Annotated in this window: 14 protein-coding genes and 1 pseudogene; 8 read left to right on the forward strand and 7 right to left on the reverse strand. The window is 53.9% G+C overall.

The genetic code is table 11. The features are described from left to right. The first annotated feature begins 120 nt into the window (after positions 1-120). Positions 121-924, forward strand: a complete 804-nt coding sequence (locus M2403_RS16600; protein ID WP_259230139.1) for a hypothetical protein — start codon at positions 121-123, stop codon at positions 922-924. Positions 925-947: 23 nt separating this feature from the next. On the opposite strand, the pseudogene M2403_RS16605 reads toward M2403_RS16600, so the two are convergent. From M2403_RS16605 to M2403_RS16630, 6 genes and pseudogenes are all read right to left on the reverse strand, one after another. Then, positions 948-1,433: pseudogene (locus M2403_RS16605) on the reverse strand (hypothetical protein); the annotation flags it as partial. A 28-nt stretch (positions 1,434-1,461) separates the two neighbouring features. Further along, on the reverse strand, positions 1,462-1,731 hold the full coding sequence (locus M2403_RS16610; RefSeq protein ID WP_259230142.1) for a hypothetical protein: 270 nt from the start codon (positions 1,729-1,731) through the stop codon (positions 1,462-1,464). 151 nt (positions 1,732-1,882) lie between these two features. Next, a complete protein-coding gene (locus tag M2403_RS16615; protein WP_152326662.1) occupies positions 1,883-2,914 on the reverse strand; it encodes a methionine synthase in 1,032 nt (343 codons plus the stop codon). 26 nt (positions 2,915-2,940) lie between these two features. Beyond that, positions 2,941-3,924 carry a DUF1852 domain-containing protein gene (locus M2403_RS16620; protein WP_259230145.1) on the reverse strand — a complete coding sequence of 328 codons (984 nt, stop codon included), beginning with the start codon at positions 3,922-3,924 and terminating at the stop codon, positions 2,941-2,943. A 367-nt stretch (positions 3,925-4,291) separates the two neighbouring features. Further along, on the reverse strand, positions 4,292-4,537 hold the full coding sequence (locus M2403_RS16625) for a DUF1272 domain-containing protein (RefSeq protein ID WP_152326660.1): 246 nt from the start codon (positions 4,535-4,537) through the stop codon (positions 4,292-4,294). Between the two features lie 119 nt (positions 4,538-4,656). After that, positions 4,657-6,078, reverse strand: coding sequence for an MFS transporter (locus M2403_RS16630; RefSeq protein ID WP_152326659.1), 1,422 nt, complete (start codon positions 6,076-6,078; stop codon positions 4,657-4,659). 136 nt (positions 6,079-6,214) lie between these two features. On the opposite strand from M2403_RS16630, the gene M2403_RS16635 reads away from it, so the two are divergent. Then, positions 6,215-7,120, forward strand: a complete 906-nt coding sequence (locus M2403_RS16635; RefSeq protein ID WP_259230147.1) for a LysR family transcriptional regulator — start codon at positions 6,215-6,217, stop codon at positions 7,118-7,120. Between the two features lie 3 nt (positions 7,121-7,123). Here the strand turns inward: M2403_RS16635 and exoX are convergent, their stop codons facing one another. Then, positions 7,124-7,786 (reverse strand): exodeoxyribonuclease X, encoded by a 663-nt coding sequence (exoX, locus tag M2403_RS16640; protein WP_259230149.1) that lies wholly within the window; start codon positions 7,784-7,786, stop codon positions 7,124-7,126. Between the two features lie 400 nt (positions 7,787-8,186). Here exoX and M2403_RS16645 point away from each other — a divergent pair, with 400 nt between their 5' ends. The 6 genes from M2403_RS16645 to M2403_RS16670 are packed head-to-tail and all read left to right on the forward strand — an operon-like array spanning position 8,187 to position 14,629. After that, complete coding sequence (locus tag M2403_RS16645) at positions 8,187-9,341, forward strand: mandelate racemase family protein (protein ID WP_259230150.1); 1,155 nt, start codon at positions 8,187-8,189, stop codon at positions 9,339-9,341. Between the two features lie 51 nt (positions 9,342-9,392). Continuing rightward, the gene (locus tag M2403_RS16650; RefSeq protein WP_405047833.1) at positions 9,393-11,036 is read left to right on the forward strand and encodes an ABC transporter substrate-binding protein; all 1,644 of its coding nucleotides are present in this window, start codon (positions 9,393-9,395) and stop codon (positions 11,034-11,036) included. A 41-nt stretch (positions 11,037-11,077) separates the two neighbouring features. After that, positions 11,078-12,094 carry an ABC transporter permease gene (locus M2403_RS16655; RefSeq protein WP_405047837.1) on the forward strand — a complete coding sequence of 339 codons (1,017 nt, stop codon included), beginning with the start codon at positions 11,078-11,080 and terminating at the stop codon, positions 12,092-12,094. After that, complete coding sequence (locus tag M2403_RS16660; RefSeq protein ID WP_259230152.1) at positions 12,091-12,996, forward strand: ABC transporter permease; 906 nt, start codon at positions 12,091-12,093, stop codon at positions 12,994-12,996. The genes M2403_RS16655 and M2403_RS16660 overlap by 4 nt, the downstream gene beginning before the upstream one ends. Further along, on the forward strand, positions 12,968-13,834 hold the full coding sequence (locus M2403_RS16665) for an ABC transporter ATP-binding protein (protein WP_165060006.1): 867 nt from the start codon (positions 12,968-12,970) through the stop codon (positions 13,832-13,834). The genes M2403_RS16660 and M2403_RS16665 overlap by 29 nt, the downstream gene beginning before the upstream one ends. 24 nt (positions 13,835-13,858) lie before the next feature. Then, the gene (locus M2403_RS16670; protein WP_259230182.1) at positions 13,859-14,629 is read left to right on the forward strand and encodes an ABC transporter ATP-binding protein; all 771 of its coding nucleotides are present in this window, start codon (positions 13,859-13,861) and stop codon (positions 14,627-14,629) included. Positions 14,630-14,648 lie beyond the last annotated feature (19 nt).

Raw genomic sequence — 14,648 nt, forward strand, 5'->3', positions numbered from 1 at the left:
AGGCAAAATGCCGATGTCTTTTTAGTCTTTTGAAACAGACAATAATTTATACTTTATTGCGGAGTTCGTTTTGTAAGAAACGAATATCACTGAACTCATAAACTTCAGGGAAAATGTGAAATGACAGACATGGATGTAAAAATTGTAGAAGAAAATACGGTGCCTAAGGCGATCAATCGCCTGATCAAGAATGGCTGGACGGGCGCAGTGGCTTCGGCACTGATTACCGTTGCGCTGGATGTCTATTTCTGGACAAGCGGCGTCAGAAACCTGCTCGTTTATTTCAACCTTATTTATGTGTTTGTAACCTGTGGTCTGGCATACGGTATTTACCGGCGCAGCCGGGTTTGTGCGGTGCTGATGCTCTTGCTGTTTGTGCTGGACAAAGTCTATGCGCCCGTTACATACAGCAGCGGTAATATCGTATTCTTCGTCATGTTTATGATGTTTTTTTCCGGCGGGGTTGTGGGCACTTTCTGGTATCACTCAAAAGCACGTTCGCAGGATGTCAGCAGCACAAAAGTGCTGCTCCTGACGGCGCTGTGTGCTGCCGTTTGCATAGGATTCGTGGCTGGCGTGAAATACCTGATGACCGATTCCCCGCAGAAAGCCTGGCATGAATTCCATCAGCAACTCGATACAGCCAAGGCGAAAGGCAGCTTCCCGGTCAGATTGGATTATTACACCGTTCTGCAAAACGCCGAGCTCAATGACAAAACCCTCATTTATACCTACACCATCGAAAACACCCGCCTTGCCGATATCACCGATGCCCAACTTGAAACTCAGAGCCGGACTAATTTCACGGGCGCGTATTGTGCGGGCAATATGGTGAAGAAATACGGTCTGCAGGTTGAGTACGTGTATACGCAAGGGTTGACTGAAAAATCATATTCATACAATAAAAATGATTGCATGAATTAAGGCATTGCCGGACAAAGTTTTCGCTATGTCCGGCACCCTGTCACCTGCGGGTAGTTTCGGCAAACCAGGATGAGTTTATTTTCAGGTTCGAAGCCTTTATCCAGCATACATTGCTGAATCTGTGCGGCCTTCAGACCATCGGAAGAAAAGACACTGAGCCCAGCGGTTTCGGATAGCCACACTCATACATCGTGTCTGACGCGAGCTTATCGTTCTCAACAGCATGGGAAAAATGCAGCGAAGCCCCGGCTTTACGCCACCGAATGAACTGGGATTCATCTGCGCCCGAATCCGGTTTGATGGAGTAGAAACCCATCAGCAACAAAAGGCAGCGCTTCGAGTTGCTTCTGGCTCACCGGGTAACCCTGCTGTTTAGCCACGCAGGCGGGCGTGTTTTTGTTCACATCACAAATATGAAAATCATGCTTAAACGTGAATCCCTTTCCTTCCATGCACTGGTAGTAAAGAACCTTTTCGTTATCGGTAAAATCCGGTTCAGGCCCCGGCAGCCGTGATATAAAAAGGCTCGGTCTGCTTCTATGTGAACAGGAATTTAATCGTCGATCCTACAAGATATAAAGCGAATGCGATCTGCAATACCCGGAATAAGCGCCTAACATAGCGCCATTGGTTGCGTTCTCTGGCGTTGGCTTTAGCGATTGAAACATCGGGGTTTTCTCTTTTTTTCCTTCTTTTCTGTAGCTCAGCATAGCCCCAATAGATAAGAAGAAGAACAACCAATATTTTCATAAGGACTGAGCTTTCTATATTGAAATGTGCTTCCCAATTCCAGTTTGTATTGCTCATTCCTTCTAATCTCTTCGGTTGACTTCGGGGTTTTATAACAAGTAATGGCCTTAATATCCATGCTTATGGAAAGGTTATGATGCATTCAGGCAGAGACTCCGGGTCAAGCAATTTGCTTGCTCAACCCGGACGGCGTTCTTTTCAGGCGGGGTTATTTAGCCAGCAGTTCTTTACGGACGATTTCTGCGCCTGCGCTTAACGCATCGAGCTTGCCTCGTGCAACGCCACGCGGTAACGGGATCATGCCGCAGTTGGTGCAAGGGTAGAGCTTATCGGCGTCGACGAACTGCAATGCTTTGCGCAGCGTCGCGGCGACTTCCTCAGGTGTTTCAATGCTATTGGTTGCGACATCAATCGCACCAACCATCACCTTTTTACCGCGAATGAGTTCCAAAAGTTCGATGGGAACATGCGAGTTATGGCATTCCAGTGAAATAATATCGATATTTGATTTCTGCAGTTTCGGGAAAATCTTTTCGTATTGTCGCCAGTCTGTTCCCAGCGTTTTTTTCCAATCCGTATTGGCTTTGATGCCGTAGCCGTAGCAAATATGCACCGCCGTCTCACATTTCAGCCCTTCAATGGCTCTTTCTAACGTGGCAATGCCCCAGTCATTCACTTCATCAAAGAACACATTAAAAGCGGGTTCATCGAACTGGATAATATCGACGCCAACGGCCTCTAATTCTTTCGCTTCTTCATTGAGAATTTTAGCGAATTCCCAGGCCAGTTTTTCGCGGCTTTTATAGTGGTTGTCATAAAGCGTGTCGATCATCGTCATAGGCCCTGGCAGGGCCCATTTGATCGGCTTGTCGGTTTGCTGACGCAAAAACTTGGCATCTTCAACAAACACCGATTTCTGGCGGCTCACCGGGCCCACGACGGTCGGCACGCTCGCATCATAGCGATCACGAATTTTAACGATCTCACGTTTCTCGAAATCAACGCCGTTAAGATGCTCAATAAACGTGGTGACAAAATGCTGACGCGTTTGCTCGCCATCACTGACAATATCAATCCCTGCCTGCTGCTGATCTTCCAGACAAAGACGCAGGGCATCTTGTTTACCGTCGATTAATTCCTGATCTTGCAATTTCCAGGGTGACCAAAGGACCTCAGGTTGTGCCAGCCAGGAAGGTTTAGGTAAACTGCCCGCCGTTGAAGTGGGTAATAACTTTTTCATAATAAATGACCCTGTATTTTGGTTAATCAAAGAACGGAATTAGCAGTCCACTGCTCAAGAATTGTCTGGTAGGGTTTAATGAAATTATCTTCAGTAAACTTTCCCTGCTCAATGGCTAAATGGCTACGTTCTTCCCGATCATAAACAATTCGTGTTAATGAATAATCTTGTTGATTCAGGCTTGGCTGATAGCATATTCCTGCCGCTGAATTCGCGTTATAAATCTCAGGACGGTAAATCTTCTGGAACGTCTCCATCGTGCTGATGGTGCTGATAAGCTCGAGATTGGTGTAATCGCTGAGTAAGTCGCCAGAGAAATAGAAAGCCAAAGGCGCAACGCTATTTGCAGGCATGAAATAACGAACCTGTAATCCCATTTTGCTGAAATAGTGATCGGTTAATGAAGATTCATCCTGCTGATATTCAATGCCTAAAACAGGATGCACATTACCCGTACGGTTATAGATGTTTTTACTTGAGACACTGAGACAAATTACCGGCGTTTTGGTGAAATTGCTTTTGTAACTGTCTGAATTGACGAAGTGCTTGAAGATGTTTCCGTGTAATTCGCCGAAATTATCGGGAAGGGTAAACTGGTTTTTTCCCTTATTGTGCGCAGAAAGCAGCACGCTAAAATCATAATCACGTACGTAGGAGGAAAAATTATTCCCGACAATACCGTCAATGCGTTCATTCGTTTTTTTATCAACGATATTCGTTTTTAATATTTCAATGACCGGGAAAGTATCGCTATTGTCTTGAGCGTCAATCTTCAGCTCAACGGAAACAATTTCAAGTTCGACGCAATAACGATCGCCTTTAGGGTTATCCCAATGCGCAAGAGAATTGAAACGATTGTCAATCATCACTAAGGCATTGCGCAAATTCTCCTGGCGTTTCTCACCTCTGGCCAGATTCGCAAAGTTGGTGGTGATACGCGTACTTTCCGAAGGGTTATAATCCTCGTCGAAACGAATGCTCTTAACAGTAAATGCAAACTTTTTATTCATTGTATTCCGGCGCCCTGATGTATGAAATATAAACTGATATGTTGCTTGCCTTACAGGAATAAACCTTTTTCGTTTCTGACTTGCTACATCCTGTAGCCTTCAACCTGTTTACAGATAACAATTATGTAAAATTCTTGTATGCACAATTTATGCCTGAGTCATTGAATGAGGAAAAGTGATTTAATTTCACCGAACATGAACGATGTTCATGATCAGTCGTACGGCAGGAATGCGACAGAGCTCACATTACGATGATTTATGGAGTTGATGCTGAAGGTCAGAGGGGGAAGGAACCGGCTGGCAGCTGATTTTCCATCAGGGCACGCCAGCAGCTGAAACGCTGGCGTTGCCTTGTACCGGTTAATCATCAGGAAGAAGCACAGCCCGCAGGATTCAATACCCGTGTTGCCGACGCCGGATTATTGGCGAGTTTATTTTCCGGCCTGCGGGGACGCGCAACCAATTCTCCGCCACAATTCGGGCAAATTCCGCCCAGTTTTGTGTCGGCGCACGTGACGCAGAAGGTGCACTCAAACGAACAAATTTTCGCGTCAGCCGACGTCGGCAGCAAATCGGTATTACAACACTCGCAGTTGGGTCTCAGTTCCAGCATAGAAATTTATCCTCTGTGGGTTTACTTCATGAGCACGCTTCAATTTTCACCGACGTGTATCGTCGTCAACATAACCTGAAACAGCGGCTTGGGAAAAGGCTTAGCCAGTAGAACGCCCGTCATTTCTCTGCCTGCAAATCATGTCGCTGCCCGCGCAACCGGCTCACGCTGATTACAACCGCCAGAATGGTCGCAATCACGGCGACCCACAGGCTCAGTTTTACGGCGTGGGCTTCACGGATCACGTTGCTGGCGGCGTAAACGGACAGGATCACGCCGACGACTGCCGCGCCAAGGCACTGCCCGAAGGTACGCATAATCGCCAGTACGCCGGAGGCGTAGCCGCTGTGTTCGCGCGAGGCGTTCGACAGCATTTCGCGATTATTCGGGCTCTGGAAACAGCCGAAACCCAGGCCACAAACGAAACTTCTCAGGCCGATATCCCAGAATTGCGGATGTTCAGGCAGTTGCGCGAGCAGCAATAATCCCACCCCGAAGACCGCCAGACCGATTGTGGAAATGATGGCGGCCGGATAGCGATCTGCGAGACGTCCGGCGTGGGGCGCAGCGAGAATAATCCCCAGCGGCCACGGCGTGAAAAGCAGGGCGGAGACAAACGCGCTGTAACCGTAAACGCTCTGGAACAGAAACGGCAGCGCCACGAAGGTAATTCCCTGGCTGACAAATGAGGCCAGCGAGGTCAGCGCCGCCAGAGAAAAGCGCGGGGAGGCGAAAATGCCGAGCGGCAAAAGAGGTTTTGTTGCGCGGCGCTGACGCCAGACAAACGCGACGCCGGTCAGAATAGCGATCAGCCCGTAGCTGACAGCCATCGTTAAATCATCTGCACCGGGGCGTGAAAACGCGTCTGCGGCCATGATCAGCGCACCGAGCATCGCGGCGGATAATACCGCACCCGCAAAATCAAACGGCTGGCGTGTGGCTGCCGGATTCGCCGGAATGACGCGCAGCGCGAGGATCATCGCAATAATGCCCAGCGGGATATTAATCGCAAAGAGCCATTGCCAGCTGAGCGCCGATAAAATGGTGCCGCCCAGAACCGGCGCGATGGCCGTGCTGGTGGCGATAATCAGGGCATTCAGGCCAAGAATTCGTCCCAGCAGACGGGTCGGAAATACGGATCGTAAAATCGCCGGGCCAATACTCAGCGTGGCCGCCGCGCCAATTCCCTGCAGCACGCGCATGAACACCAGCACGTCGAGGGAGGAAGAGAGCGCGCAGCCCAGAGATGAAAGAGTGAAGAGGGCCAGTCCGGCGACGAAAATCGAACGAAAGCCGATATGGCTGGCCATCGCGGCAAAAATCGCCAGCGCCATCGACGCTGAAAGCAGATAACCGTTGGAAACCCACACCGCCGCGCCCGCCGAAATATCCAGCGCCCGCGCGATTTGCGGCAACGCGATATTCACCATCGAACCGTCAAAAACCGACATCGTTGCCATCGTCATGACGGCCGCCATCGCAAAACCGCGCTCGCGGCCCGGTAATCCTTCATCGCCGGGTCTGTCTGAAAATAATTCCATAATTAAAACCGTTCTCTCTCACAGGGGATGCAGGGAATATAGCGGGACGCCGGATATAGCGGAAGACGCAGCATTTGCATTGAATACCTGCACCAAACGCCTTCTCTCCGGTTTCATGGCGCGTTACACTGCGCGCATGACTGAACCTGATCTGAACTTACTCATTGCGCTGGATGTGCTTCTCGCTGAAAGAAGTGTAGCGGGTGCTGCGCGCCGTCTGGGATTAAGTGCTTCCGCGATGAGCCGGACGCTCAGCCGCCTGCGCTCGACCACCGGCGATCCTTTGCTGGTGCGCGCCGGACGCCAGATGGTGCTGACGCCGTATGCCGAAGCGATCCGCGAACGTGCACAGAACGCCAGTTTTGAAGCGCGTGCGCTGCTTCGCCCGTCTTCGGCAGAACTCAATTTAGCCCGGCTTGAGCGCACTTTCCTGATCCGCTCCAACGATGGTTTTGTGGTGGCGTTTGGCGCCGCGCTGATTGCCGCTGCCGCGCAGGCCGCACCTTCCGTGTGTTTGCGGTTCACGCCAAAACCGGAAAAAACGTCTAGCGCATTGCGCGAAGGGCGGGTTGATCTCGAGATCGGCGTCGTCGGCGACATGGGGCCGGAAATCCGTTTGCAGACATTGTTCCGCGACAGATTTATCGGCGTGGTGCGCAAAGGCCATCCGCTGGCGCGAAAGAAGGGGCTTACCGCGCAGGAATATGTTTCGTTCGGGCACATTGTTGTAGCCCGCCGCAACGGCACGCACGGCCCGGTGGATAACGCGCTGGCCGAAGCGGGGCTGAAACGCAGAATCGCCGCTGTGGTGCCGGGGTTTTCCGCCGCGCTGGCGATTGCCCAAAACTCCGATCTGGTGGCACTGATTCCCGCGTCATTCCTGATTTCTGATCCCGTCGGGCTTCACGCGTTTGAACTGCCGGTGAAAACCCGCGAGATCACGATTTCACAAATGTGGCACCCGCGTTCGGAAGTCGATCCGGCGCACCGCTGGCTGCGTCAGCTTGTGCTGGGCATTTGCCGAGAAAAAGTGCCGCAATAAACCCTATTGCGCATCCAGATAATGCTTAAGCGTCATCCGCAGGTCGGGCGTTAATTCTTTGATGTTTTTCAGCATCCAGCGCAGATAAGCGGGGTCGTCTTCGGCTATTTCTGCAATCTTTTTGCCGCGATATTTGCCGAACATCATGGTGTTGATCAGCGCAGGCCGGCCGGTGATAGTGACCATTTCTTCCGGCGTCCAGTCGGATTCATCCATGATACGGATGAGTAACGCGGCGGTGATATAGCAGTCAAAAAGCGCGCGGTGATGGTGCAAATCCGCAGGCGTGGCGACTTGCAGCTTGAGGGACTTGTAGAGTGCCATATTGCTGTACTTGATCCCCGGCCATAAACGGCGCGCCAGCTTAGCGGTACAAATCCACTGGCCGGGCATTTCAGGCAGCATGCGCTGGTCAAAACTGGCGTTATGGGCGACGTAATATGGGCTGCCGTGGTAGCGGGGAATGACGTCTTCAATCCACGGTTTGTCGGCCACCATCGCTTCGGTGATTTTGTGGATGGCCATCGCCTGATGGCTGATAGGCCGGTCAGGGCGCACCAGATCACTCATCGGGTTAACGATTTTCCCGTTCTCAATATCGACGGATGCCACTTCCACCACGCCACCCTGCAATCCGCAGGTTTCCGTATCAATAACACGCAACATTTCTTACTCCAGCTGGTCACCGAACACTTTCTGTTTACGTTAGCCTAACGGAATGGCGTTCGTGTGCCCACTTTTGTGATCACAACTTTTTTCATCACAAACAAAGGCTGAATATTTCCCCACATTCACTCCGTCTATTTCCTGTACAGATCACACTTCCCCACGCTTTCGTGAAAATGCTCACATTCATCCGTGCAGATGCCCAAACTTACGCGGATATTTTCGGCTTTTAGCCGTGGCAATGCGTGAATAAACTGGCTAACTTCAATAATGAAACGCTATTTTATTTATGTTGGATTGCGGTTTTAACACAATGTGAGTGCGCTCACAAAGCGGGTGAGAACGCAGTCCGGGGGCGCTCTGATGAGCGTTAACTCTCTCAGTAATGGCAGGTATCGCTGTGAAAATAAGTTCTGTTGAAGTCTCTGTTTTTACTTATCCGACCCGTCGCGTTTCTGACAGCGCGGGTCATTCGCATCCGGGTGAAGAAAGTCTGGCAAAAATGGCAATGCTCACCATCACTACCGACGAAGGTGATTGCGGTTATTCGTTCGCTCCGCCGGAAGTGGTGCGTCCGCACGTCGTGAACGCCTTTTTCAGAAAGGTACTGATCGGCCAGAATCCGTTTGACCGCGAACGTCTCTGGCAGGATCTGGTGCACTGGCAGCGCGGCAGTGCGCATCAGCTGACCGAAAGGGCGCTGTCGTTTGTCGAACAGGCGTTGTGGGATCTGATTGGCCGCAAGCTGAACATGCCGGTACACAAACTGCTGGGCGGGTTTCGCGAAAAAGTCCCGGCGTACGGCAGCACCATGTGCGGCGATGAGCTGAAAGGCGGATTGTCGACACCGGACGAATTCGGTCAGTTTGCCGAAAAACTGGTCGCGCGCGGTTATCAGGCCATCAAGCTGCACACCTGGATGCCGCCGGTGGCCTTCGCGCCCGATCCGAAAATGGACATCAAAGCCTGCGCCGCCGTGCGTGAAGCGGTCGGGCCGGATATCGAACTGATGCTCGACGGTTATCACTGGTACAGCCGCAGTCAGGCGCTGACTATTGGTAAGGCGCTGGAAAAACTCAACTTTGCATGGTTCGAAGAACCGATGGAAGAAGAGAGCATGGCGTCCTACGCGTGGCTGGCGGAAAACCTGTCCATCGACGTGATCGGGCCGGAAAGTCTGGGCGGTAAACATCACAGCCGTGCGGACTGGGTGAAAGCCGGAGCCTGCGACATTCTACGCGCCGGTGCCAACGGCGTTGGCGGTATCTCGCCGTGCATGAAAGTCGCCAGTCTGGCTGAAGCGTTCGGCATGGACTGTGAAGTTCACGGTAACGGCGCTGCCAGCCTGGCGGTGGTCGGCGCTATCCGCAACTGCCGCTGGTACGAACGCGGCCTGCTGCATCCGTTCCTTGAATACGATGAACCGGCTGCGTATCTGAACAGCATTGTTGATCCGATGGATGAACAAGGCTTTGTGCATCTTTCTGACCGCCCGGGTCTGGGTGAGGACATCAATTTTGATTACATAGAAACCCATACCGTCAGCCGCGACTGACCTGCGGGCAGAAAAAATAATAAACCTCTGACTCTACCCGGAAGGTACATCATGAACTCTGGCAAAACGTGGGGCGCGTGGATTTTCGCGCTCCTGCTGATGACCGGTGGCTGGACGGCGCAGGCAAAAACGCCGCCCGACCAGCTGATCATCGGCATGAACATGAATAACCTGTTAACGCTCGACCCCGCAGCAATGACCGGCAATGACATTGTCGGCATCGTGGTCAATCTTTATGACCCGCTGATTGAGCTCGATCCGCAACAACTCACCAATGTGCGACCGGCGCTGGCGACCTCGTGGGAGGTTAATGACGCCCGTAATCTGATCACGTTTCATCTGCGCGACGGCGTGAAATTCCACTCGGGCAATCCGGTCACTGCGGACGATGTGGTGTGGTCGATGCGCCGCATTTTGCACCTCAATCTGGCACAAGCCTCGGTGTGGAAGTCCTACGGATTCACCAAAAAGAATGTTGATGAAATGGTGCGTTCGCCCTCTCCGGGTATCGTCGAAATACAGTTACCCAAACCCAACGATCCGAAACTGGTGATTTACTCACTGGCGGCGCTCGGCAGCGTGGTGGCGTTAGACCGCAAAACCGTGCAGGCGCATGAAGTGAATGGCGACTGGGGTAACCGCTGGCTGACCACCAACGAAGCCGGTTCGGGACCGTTCCGCCTCGACAACTGGCAGGCGAAAGACGTGCTTAATATGAGCCGGAACACGCAGTACTGGCGCGGCGAACCTAAGCTTTCTCGCGTAGTCTTCCGTCATTTTCAGGAATCCCAGACCTTACGTCTGATGATTGAAAAAGGCGATCTGGATATCGCCAGTAATATGGCGGTATCGGATGTGACCGCGCTCAGCCACGACCCGGCGATGCAGGTCGATCAGGTGAAAAAGGGCACTATTTATTACGTGGCGATGAGCATGAAAGAGCCGCATTTCGCCAATCCTAAAGTACGCGAGGCGGTGCGCTATCTGATTGATTATCAGGGCATTGGCAAGGCGCTGATGAACGGTTACGGCATTGTGCATCAGCGTCCGATTCAGGTCGGCATGCCCGCCACGCTGCCGGATCCGGGTTATACCCTCGACATCGCGCGCGCCAAAACCCTGCTGGCAGAAGCCGGTTATGCCGACGGTTTTGATACCACCTTGCGGGTGCTGGCCGATCAGCCGTTCCTCAATATTGCTATTGCCGTGCAGTCCACGCTGATGCAGGCCGGCATTCGCGCCAAAATCGTTACCGGCACCGGCAACCAGATTTACGGCGCGATGCGCGAGCGTAAGTTCGACATGCTGGTCGGTCGCGGCGGCAGCGGCGTGGAACCGCATCCGCATTCCAGCCTGCGCGCGCTGGTTTATAACCCTGATAACAGCGACGCCGCCCGCCTGACCAATTTCCAGGGCTGGCGCACCGGTTTTTACGATAAGCAGCTGAATGCGGATATCGATCAGGCGCTGCTCGAACGTGACCCGGAGAAACAAAAGCAGGATTACTTCGCGATTCAGGAACGATACGACGCGCTGATCCCGGCGCTGGTCCCGGTTTCGCAAATGGTCGATTCCATCGTGGTGCGCAGGGACGTCAAAAACTATCTGCCGCATCCTTCAGCGACGACGTTCCTGCGCGACGTCTGGAAAGACGAGGCTGCTGACGTTCTGCCAACCGGAGGAAAAGGGTTATGACTATGCAAATTCCCGCTCCTGCTTCAAAGCCAGCGGCGCGGATGTCGTTCCCCGCCGGACGCATCGGCAAACGGCTGGTGCAGGTAGCCGTCACGCTGTTCGGCCTTTTACTGCTGACGTTTTTCATTGGCCGCGTGATGCCGGTGGATCCGGTGCTGGCGATTGTCGGGCCGGACGCCGACCACAGCACATATCAGCAGGTTTATCATCAGCTTGGCTTTGATAAACCGCTGTGGACGCAGTTTGGCATTTACCTTTCCGGGCTGGCGCACGGCGATTTAGGCAATGCGCTGCTGACCGGTAAACCGGTGACGCAGGACATTCTGCGCGTGTTCCCGGCCACTATGGAACTGGCAACGCTGGCGATCATTCTCGGCGCAGGTGCTGGCATTCCGCTTGGCGTGCTGGCGGCGGCAAAACGCAACAGCATTGCCGATTACGGGGTGCGCATCATCAGCCTGGCGGGTTATTCCACGCCGATATTCTGGGTCGGCATGATGGGATTGCTGGTGTTTTACGCCTGGCTCGGCTGGGTTGGCGGTGCCGGACGGGTGGATTTCAGCCTCGACGGGCAGGTTACGCGGCACAGCGGTTTTATGCTGATTGATGCGCTGATCGCCGGAAATTGGGAGGTGTTTCGCAACGCGCTGAACCACCTGATCCTGCCCGCGTCTCTGCTCGGTTTTCACTCGCTGGCGTACATCAGCCGCATGACCCGCAGTTTCATGCTGGCGCAGCTTTCGCAGGAATTCATCATCACCGCCCGCGTTAAAGGGCTGAGCGAATGGCATGTGCTGTGGAACCATGCATTTCGCAACATTCTGGTTCAGCTGCTGACCGTGGTCGCGCTGGCCTACGGCTCGCTGCTGGAAGGCGCGGTGCTGATTGAAACCGTGTTCTCGTGGCCGGGTTTCGGTTCGTATCTCACCAGCAGCCTGATGTTAGGTGACATGAACGCGGTGATGGGTTGCGTGCTGGTGGTCGGCATGATTTTCGTGGTGCTGAATTTGCTCTCTGACCTGCTGTATCAGGTCTTTGACCCGAGGACAAAAGTATGACGATTTCCCTCGATTCTGTGACGCTCAGCGCAGGCGACGAAACACGTCAGCGCGTGAAAAGGGCGTTCGGTCGTATCGCGCATTTTGTGTGGCAGATGGCGTGTAATCCGCTGACCGCCATCGGTGGTGCGATTGTTCTGGTGTTAATGATTGTGGCGCTGTTCGCGCCGTGGATTGCGCCGTTCCATCCGCTGGTGCAGGACTTAAATAACGCGCTCAGCCCGCCGTCGGCGGCGCACTGGTTTGGCACCGACGAGTTTGGCCGCGATATCTTCAGCCGTCTGGTTTACGGTTCGCGCATCACGCTCTACATCGTGTTGCTGGTGTCCGTCACCGTCGGACCGCTCGGGTTATTACTCGGCGTGACTGCCGGTTATTTCGGTGGCAAAACCGACATGGTGCTGATGCGCGTCACCGATATTTTCATCTCCTTCCCGAGTCTGGTACTGGCGCTGGCGTTTGTCGCCGCACTGGGTCCCGGTCTGGAGCATGTAGTGATCGCGATTACGCTTACCGCCTGGCCGCCGATTGCGCGTCTGGCACGTGCCGAAACCCTTTCTCTGCGGCAAGCCGATTTTATTTCGGCGGTGCGTTTGCAGGGGGCGAGTCCGCTGCGGGTGTTGTGGCGTCACATCGTGCCGCTGTGTCTGCCGTCGGTGATCATCCGCATCACCATGAATATGGCGGGGATTATCCTGACCGCCGCCGGTCTGGGCTTTCTCGGCCTGGGCGCACAGCCGCCGGATCCGGAATGGGGCGCGATGATTTCCAGTGGCCGTACTTACATGATGGAGTGCTGGTGGGTGGCGACGATCCCCGGTCTGGCAATCCTGATTAACAGCCTGGCGTTCAATTTTTTAGGAGATGGCCTTCGTGACATTCTCGATCCCCGAAATGACTGACGCTCCGGCGTTACTCGACGTGCGTGACCTTAACGTCAGCTTTGTGAATGGCCGTCAGGTAACGCACGCGGTGCGTGGCGTGTCCTTCCAGCTCGGACGCGAAAAGCTGGCGATCGTCGGTGAATCCGGCTCGGGTAAATCCACCGTCGGACGCGCGTTGCTGCACCTTCATCCGTCCAAAGCGCAGATCACCGCCAGCAAAATGCAGTTCGCCGATGTGGATTTGCTGCACGCCAGCCCGAAACAAATGCGGCAGGTTCGCGGCAAGCGTATTTCGATGATTATGCAGGATCCGAAATACTCGCTGAATCCGGTGCTGTGCGTCGGTGACCAGATTGCCGAAGCGTGGCGGTCGCACCACAAATGTTCGTACAACGATGCTAAAAGCAAAGTGCTGAACATGCTGGATGTGGTGCGTATCCGCGACCCGGAACGGGTGTACGGCCTGTATCCGCACGAGATTTCCGGCGGGCAGGGCCAGCGCATCATGATTGCGATGATGCTGATCACCGACCCCGAAATGGTGATTGCCGATGAACCGACCTCGGCGCTGGATGTGTCCGTGCGTTTACAGGTGCTGGCGCTGCTCGATGACCTGGTGAAAACGCGCGGTCTGGGGCTGATTTTTATCAGTCACGACATCAATCTGGTGCGCAGTTTCTGCGACCGTGTGCTGGTGATGTACGCCGGACGCATTGTGGAATCCATCGCTGCCACCGATCTGGATAACGCACAGCATCCGTACACGCGCGGCCTGCTCAACGCGCTGCCGGACATGGATAACCGCCGTTACCCGCTGCCGGTGATGCAGCGCCAGGCCAGCTGGCTGACCGATTAAGGAGCCGACATGACAGCTAAAACCATGATTGATGTGCGCAACCTGAACCTCACGTTTGGCGAAGGTGCGAAAACCACGCAGGTGCTGACGGATGTGAATATCGCCGTGCGCGAAGGCGAGATTTTCGGGCTGGTGGGCGAATCCGGTTCCGGTAAAACCACGGTACTGAAATGTCTGGCGGGGTTGTTTACCCACTGGAAGGGCGAACTGGCAATCGACGGCCAGCAGCTCGAACACCGCATCGGGCGTGGCCGCTGCCGTCTGGTGCAAATGGTGTTTCAGGATCCGTACGGGTCGCTGCATCCGCGCCATACTGTCGGCGATATTCTGGAAGAGCCGCTGCAAATCCACCGTATCGACCAGCGGGATCAGCGCATTAATACCATTCTGGAAAAAGTCGGCCTTAACCGGGCGTTCCGCAGCCGTTATCCGCATCAGCTTTCCGGCGGACAGCGCCAGCGCGTGGCGATTGCGCGGGCGCTTATCCTCAAACCGCGTGTGCTGTTGCTCGACGAACCGACCTCCGCGCTGGATGTGTCAGTTCAGGCGGAAATCCTCAATTTGCTGTTCGATCTTCAAAAAGAGGAAGGGCTGACGTACCTGATGGTGACGCATGATTTGGGCGTTATCGCGCATCTCTGCCAGCGCGTAGCGGTGATGCAATACGGCAAAATCCTCGAAACGCTGGAAACCGATGCCCTGCTGCGCGGCGACATTCACGACGACTATACCCGCGTTTTGGTAGACGCCAGCCGCGATTACAGCCGCGAAATGGCGGCGAAAGTGATGCTGTAGAGAGGGGTAAGTTCACCTG

This window comes from Rahnella sp. BIGb0603 (assembly GCF_024808755.1).
Taxonomy (GTDB): domain Bacteria; phylum Pseudomonadota; class Gammaproteobacteria; order Enterobacterales; family Enterobacteriaceae; genus Rahnella; species Rahnella contaminans.

What these genes read in the sequence shown, in the direction of transcription:
- M2403_RS16610 (WP_259230142.1), bottom strand. Translation starts at nt 1,731, where the DNA reads ATGAGCAATACAAACTGGAATTGGGAAGCACATTTCAATATAGAAAGC.
- M2403_RS16650 (WP_405047833.1), top strand. Translation starts at nt 9,393, where the DNA reads ATGAACTCTGGCAAAACGTGGGGCGCGTGGATTTTCGCGCTCCTGCTG.
- exoX (WP_259230149.1), bottom strand. Translation starts at nt 7,786, where the DNA reads ATGTTGCGTGTTATTGATACGGAAACCTGCGGATTGCAGGGTGGCGTG.
- M2403_RS16630 (WP_152326659.1), bottom strand. Translation starts at nt 6,078, where the DNA reads ATGGAATTATTTTCAGACAGACCCGGCGATGAAGGATTACCGGGCCGC.
- M2403_RS16625 (WP_152326660.1), bottom strand. Translation starts at nt 4,537, where the DNA reads ATGCTGGAACTGAGACCCAACTGCGAGTGTTGTAATACCGATTTGCTG.
- M2403_RS16660 (WP_259230152.1), top strand. Translation starts at nt 12,091, where the DNA reads ATGACGATTTCCCTCGATTCTGTGACGCTCAGCGCAGGCGACGAAACA.
- M2403_RS16670 (WP_259230182.1), top strand. Translation starts at nt 13,859, where the DNA reads ATGATTGATGTGCGCAACCTGAACCTCACGTTTGGCGAAGGTGCGAAA.
- M2403_RS16620 (WP_259230145.1), bottom strand. Translation starts at nt 3,924, where the DNA reads ATGAATAAAAAGTTTGCATTTACTGTTAAGAGCATTCGTTTCGACGAG.
- M2403_RS16600 (WP_259230139.1), top strand. Translation starts at nt 121, where the DNA reads ATGACAGACATGGATGTAAAAATTGTAGAAGAAAATACGGTGCCTAAG.
- M2403_RS16635 (WP_259230147.1), top strand. Translation starts at nt 6,215, where the DNA reads ATGACTGAACCTGATCTGAACTTACTCATTGCGCTGGATGTGCTTCTC.
- M2403_RS16655 (WP_405047837.1), top strand. Translation starts at nt 11,078, where the DNA reads ATGTCGTTCCCCGCCGGACGCATCGGCAAACGGCTGGTGCAGGTAGCC.
- M2403_RS16615 (WP_152326662.1), bottom strand. Translation starts at nt 2,914, where the DNA reads ATGAAAAAGTTATTACCCACTTCAACGGCGGGCAGTTTACCTAAACCT.